General features: G+C 63.3%; 3 protein-coding genes and 1 pseudogene. All 4 read left to right on the forward strand.

Features of this window, described 5'->3' with window-relative positions; translation table 11 throughout:
- Positions 1 to 284 precede the first annotated feature (284 nt).
- Positions 285 to 1,832, forward strand: a complete 1,548-nt coding sequence (gene istA / locus VQ045_RS21280; RefSeq protein ID WP_331831541.1) for an IS21 family transposase — start codon at positions 285 to 287, stop codon at positions 1,830 to 1,832.
- A 17-nt stretch (positions 1,833 to 1,849) separates the two neighbouring features.
- On the forward strand, positions 1,850 to 2,290 hold the full coding sequence (locus tag VQ045_RS21285; protein ID WP_331831542.1) for an ATP-binding protein: 441 nt from the start codon (positions 1,850 to 1,852) through the stop codon (positions 2,288 to 2,290).
- Positions 2,291 to 2,320: 30 nt separating this feature from the next.
- The gene (locus VQ045_RS21290) at positions 2,321 to 3,337 is read left to right on the forward strand and encodes an IS1595 family transposase (protein WP_331831543.1); all 1,017 of its coding nucleotides are present in this window, start codon (positions 2,321 to 2,323) and stop codon (positions 3,335 to 3,337) included.
- A 17-nt stretch (positions 3,338 to 3,354) separates the two neighbouring features.
- A pseudogene (locus tag VQ045_RS21295) lies at positions 3,355 to 3,713 on the forward strand (ATP-binding protein); the annotation flags it as partial.
- Positions 3,714 to 3,931: the final 218 nt, after the last annotated feature.

The raw sequence follows: 3,931 nt of genomic DNA on the forward strand, positions 1-3,931 counted from the left end.
CGTCATCTCCTCGAGGCCCGCATGGGCAATCGCGGCAAGCGGGAGTTCATCCAGGTCCTGCGACTGATGGAGACGATCGCGATGCCGACCGTCGCCGATGCCGTGACCGAGGCTGCGGGTTTCGGTAAGTCCCGGACAGTGATTTCAGAAAGTCGCGGACACGGATTTCGGTAAGTCGCGGACAGCGATTTCGGAAAGTCCCGGACAGATAAATTCCGGGTTGGGTGCGGATTTCGAGAGCGCCGTTTTGGCAGGTTCATCGTCCACGAGGACGAGAGGGACCGATGCCGAGACGGAAAGCTGCGAAGCGAACCACCATGAAGGACATCAAGGCGATTCTTCGCCTGACCTACGCCGAGGGCCTTTCGGTCCGTGAGGTCGCCGAACGACTGCGGATCGGCCGCACGAGCGTCTCGACCTATCTGCTTCGCGCCCGGGAAGCGGGCATCGCCGGATGGCCGCCCCCGGAGCCCCTCGAAGAAGCGGGTCTCGAGCCGATCCTGTTCAAGCGGATGGGACGGCCGCCACGCGATCTCAGCGAGCCGGATTGGGCGGCAATGTCGCGCGAGCTGAAGCGCAAGGGCGTGACGCGGACGCTTTTATGGCAGGAATACCGCGCCGCGCATTCGGACGGCTACGGCTACACCTGGTTCTGCGAAGGTTTGCAGGCTTTTGAGCATCGGCGCAGCCCGAGCTTCCGCAATCACTTCGAGGCAGGCGCGGGCATGCAGACCGACTATGCCGGTCACACGGTGCCGGTCTTCGACCTGGACAAGGGACGGTTCCTTGAGGCGCAGATCTTCGTCGCCGTGCTTGGCGCCTCGTCCTACACGTTCGCTTATGCCAGCTTCAGCCAGGCGCTGCCGGACTGGATCGAAGGGCAATGCCGGGCCTTGGCCTTCTTCGGCGGCGTGACGAAGAGCATCGTCTGCGACAATCTGAAGGCCGGCGTTGCCAAGGCCCTGTGGTTCGAGCCGACGCTCAACGCGACCTTCGCGGCAATGGCCGAGCATTACAACACGACCATTCTGCCGACCCGGGTTCGCAAGCCCCGGGATAAAGGGAAGGTCGAGGGTGCGGTCCTGATCGTGGAGCGCTGGATCCTGGCGCGCCTGCGCAATCGGCGCTTCTTCTCGCTGGCCGAATTGAACGTGGCGATCCGCGAACTCCTCGACGACCTGAACGACCGGCCGATGCGCCATGTCGGCCAGAGCCGCCGCCAGCTCTTCGAGGCGGTCGAGCGCGATGCCTTGTCGCCGCTACCGGCGGCGCCCTTCGAATACGCCGAATGGAAGACCGCCAAGGTCCATCCCGACTATCACGTCGATGTCGAGCGGACGGTCTATTCCGTGCCGCACGGGTTGATCGGCCAGAAGGTCGACGTGAGGCTGACCCATCGGGTCGTCGAGATATTCCACGACCACAAGCGGGTCGCCAGCCATGTTCGCCGGTCGGCGCGCTCTGGCCATGTCACCGTCAACGAGCACATGCCCAAGGCGCATCGGCGCTACGCCAACACGACGCCGGAGAGCCTGATGCGGCAGGCGGCGCGGATCGGCGTCAATACCGCCATTCTCGTCGAGCGACTGATGCGCGACCGGCCGCATCCCGAACAGGGCTATCGCTCCGCCATGGGCGTTATCTCGCTCGCACGCCGGTTCGACAAGCCTCGTCTCGAGGCGGCGTGCGAGCGCGCCCTCACGATCAACGCGATCTCCTATTCCTCGGTCAACGCCATTCTCAAATCCGGGCTCGACCGCGCCAAACCCTCAGAGCCCGTCAGACCCTCGCCGCCGCACGGCAACATCCGCGGCAACGCCTATTATCAATGACAAAGGAACATTCTCTCATGCTGAACCATCCGACCATCGACCAGATGCAGGCGCTCGGCCTTGCCGGAATGGCGAGCGCCTATCGCGATTTGAGCGAGCAGCCCGGAGCGACGGAGCTTGCCCGCGACGAATGGCTGGGTCTCATGCTCGATCGCGAGACGGCCGTTCGCGCCGACAAGCGGCTGACCAACCGCCTTCGGCTCGCCAAGCTCCGCTTTCCCGACGCTTCCATCGAGGACATCGACTTCACCGCCGCCCGCGGTCTCGACCGGCGTCAGGTGCTGTCGCTGGCGCAAGGCGAGTGGTTGAAAGCCAACGAGAACTTGATTCTCAATGGACAGACCGGCACCGGCAAGACGTGGCTGGCCTGTGCCTTCGGTCGACAGGCGGCCCGGCTCGACCATTCCGTCCTTTATGTCCGGATGCCGCGCCTGTTCGAGGCTTGCCTATCCGGTTGATTCCCACACCCACTAGATCTAGTGTTGGGCATGGATGTCCTGGCCCGTGAAGACCTGCCGTTCCCGCAGTCTCTGCCGGAGTTGCAACGTATTTTCCCGGACGACGCGGCCTGTGCCGCCTATCTCGAAAACGCCCGCTGGAATGGAGGGTTCACCTGTCCAAGGTGCGGCGTCGTTGGCGAGCCGTTCCGTTTCGAGGCGCGCCCGGGCGTTCTGCGCTGCCGCGCCTGTCGCAAAGACGTAAGCCTGATGGCTGGGACCGTCATGGAGCGCAGCCACACGCCGTTGTCGACCTGGTTCTGGGCGGCTTACTTGATCGCCAGCCACACGCCGGGAATGTCGGCCGTCCAATTTCAGCGGCAGCTCGGCCTGTCGCGCTACGAAACCGCTTTCGGCATCCTTCATAAGCTCCGCGCCGGGATGGTGCGCCCGGAGCGCGACAAGATTGGCGGCAAGCCGCAAGAACATGTCGAAGTGGATGAAACGTGGGTTGGAGGACGGACCCGCGGCGAAGGCCGGGGCGTCCATCACAAGGTTCTCGTCTCCTGCGCCGTGGAGGTGCGTCACCGCAAGCCGGGAACCAAGCTCGACAATCGGAAAGACGGTCGCTACGCGGGGCGCGTTCGTCTCGCTGTCGTCCCTGACCGTAGCGCCAATTCGCTCTGCGGATTCGTCGAAAACGCCGTCGCTCCCGGATCGCTGATCGTCACGGACGATTGGAGCGGCTATGCCGGCCTTCGCAAGCGCGGATTCGACCACCACGCGATCGCCGAATGCGGAGACCCAGAGATCGCAGAGGAATTCCTGCCGATCATCCACTTGGTCTTCGCCAATCTGAAGACTTGGATCAATGGCATCCATCATGGAGTCAGCGCCAAGCATCTACAAGCCTACCTCAACGAGTTCACGTTTCGATTCAATCGGCGCTTCTATCCCTTCAACGCGTTCCGCTCGCTGCTCGGAATCGCCGGCGAGGCAGCTGCGCCGACCTTTGACGGGCTTTACTCCGGGGAATGGGCGCACCCCACATTTAGTGGGCGTGGGTAACAACCGGATAGGCAAGGTTCGAGGATCTCGCCATGGCCCGCCTCGATGGCCGCTTCCCGCGTCTGGTCGACAAACTCGCCCGCGCCCAGCTTCTGATCCTCGATGACTGGGGAACCCATGGCCTGGGCGATCAGCAGCGTCTCGATCTCCTGGAAATCTGCGAAGAACGCTACCGCAGGAAATCAACGTTGATCACCGCCCAGGTGCCCGTATCGCGCTGGCACGATCTCATCGGAAGCCCGACGATTGCCGATGCGATCCTCGATCGCCTCGTCCACAACGCCCATCGCGTCAACCTGGAAGGGGAAAGCATGCGCAAAACCAAAACCGTCGCCGCTTGACCGCGATCGCAATCCGCGAAATCAATCACCCTTGAACGAAACAAGGCTCTTCGATCTTCACGCCCAAAGCTGTCCGGGACGTTCCGAAACGAGTGTCCGCGACTTTGCGAAACGGCTGTCCTGAATCAGCGAAATCCGCAACCGAGGCGATCCGGCTCGGGGCGGTGGGGTTCGACGCCGTCAAGCAAATCGCGCTGGCCCGTGTCGAGCGGCGTCCGCTTCGGCTCGACCTGGCCCGTTATCCCCATCTGCC

This window comes from Aurantimonas sp. E1-2-R+4, assembly GCF_036549515.1.
Taxonomy (GTDB): domain Bacteria; phylum Pseudomonadota; class Alphaproteobacteria; order Rhizobiales; family Rhizobiaceae; genus Aurantimonas; species Aurantimonas coralicida_A.

Excerpts from the sequence above, each read along its gene's own strand:
- istA (WP_331831541.1), top strand. The coding sequence starts at position 285 with ATGCCGAGACGGAAAGCTGCGAAGCGAACCACCATGAAGGACATCAAG.
- VQ045_RS21290 (WP_331831543.1), top strand. The coding sequence starts at position 2,321 with ATGGATGTCCTGGCCCGTGAAGACCTGCCGTTCCCGCAGTCTCTGCCG.
- VQ045_RS21285 (WP_331831542.1), top strand. The coding sequence starts at position 1,850 with ATGCTGAACCATCCGACCATCGACCAGATGCAGGCGCTCGGCCTTGCC.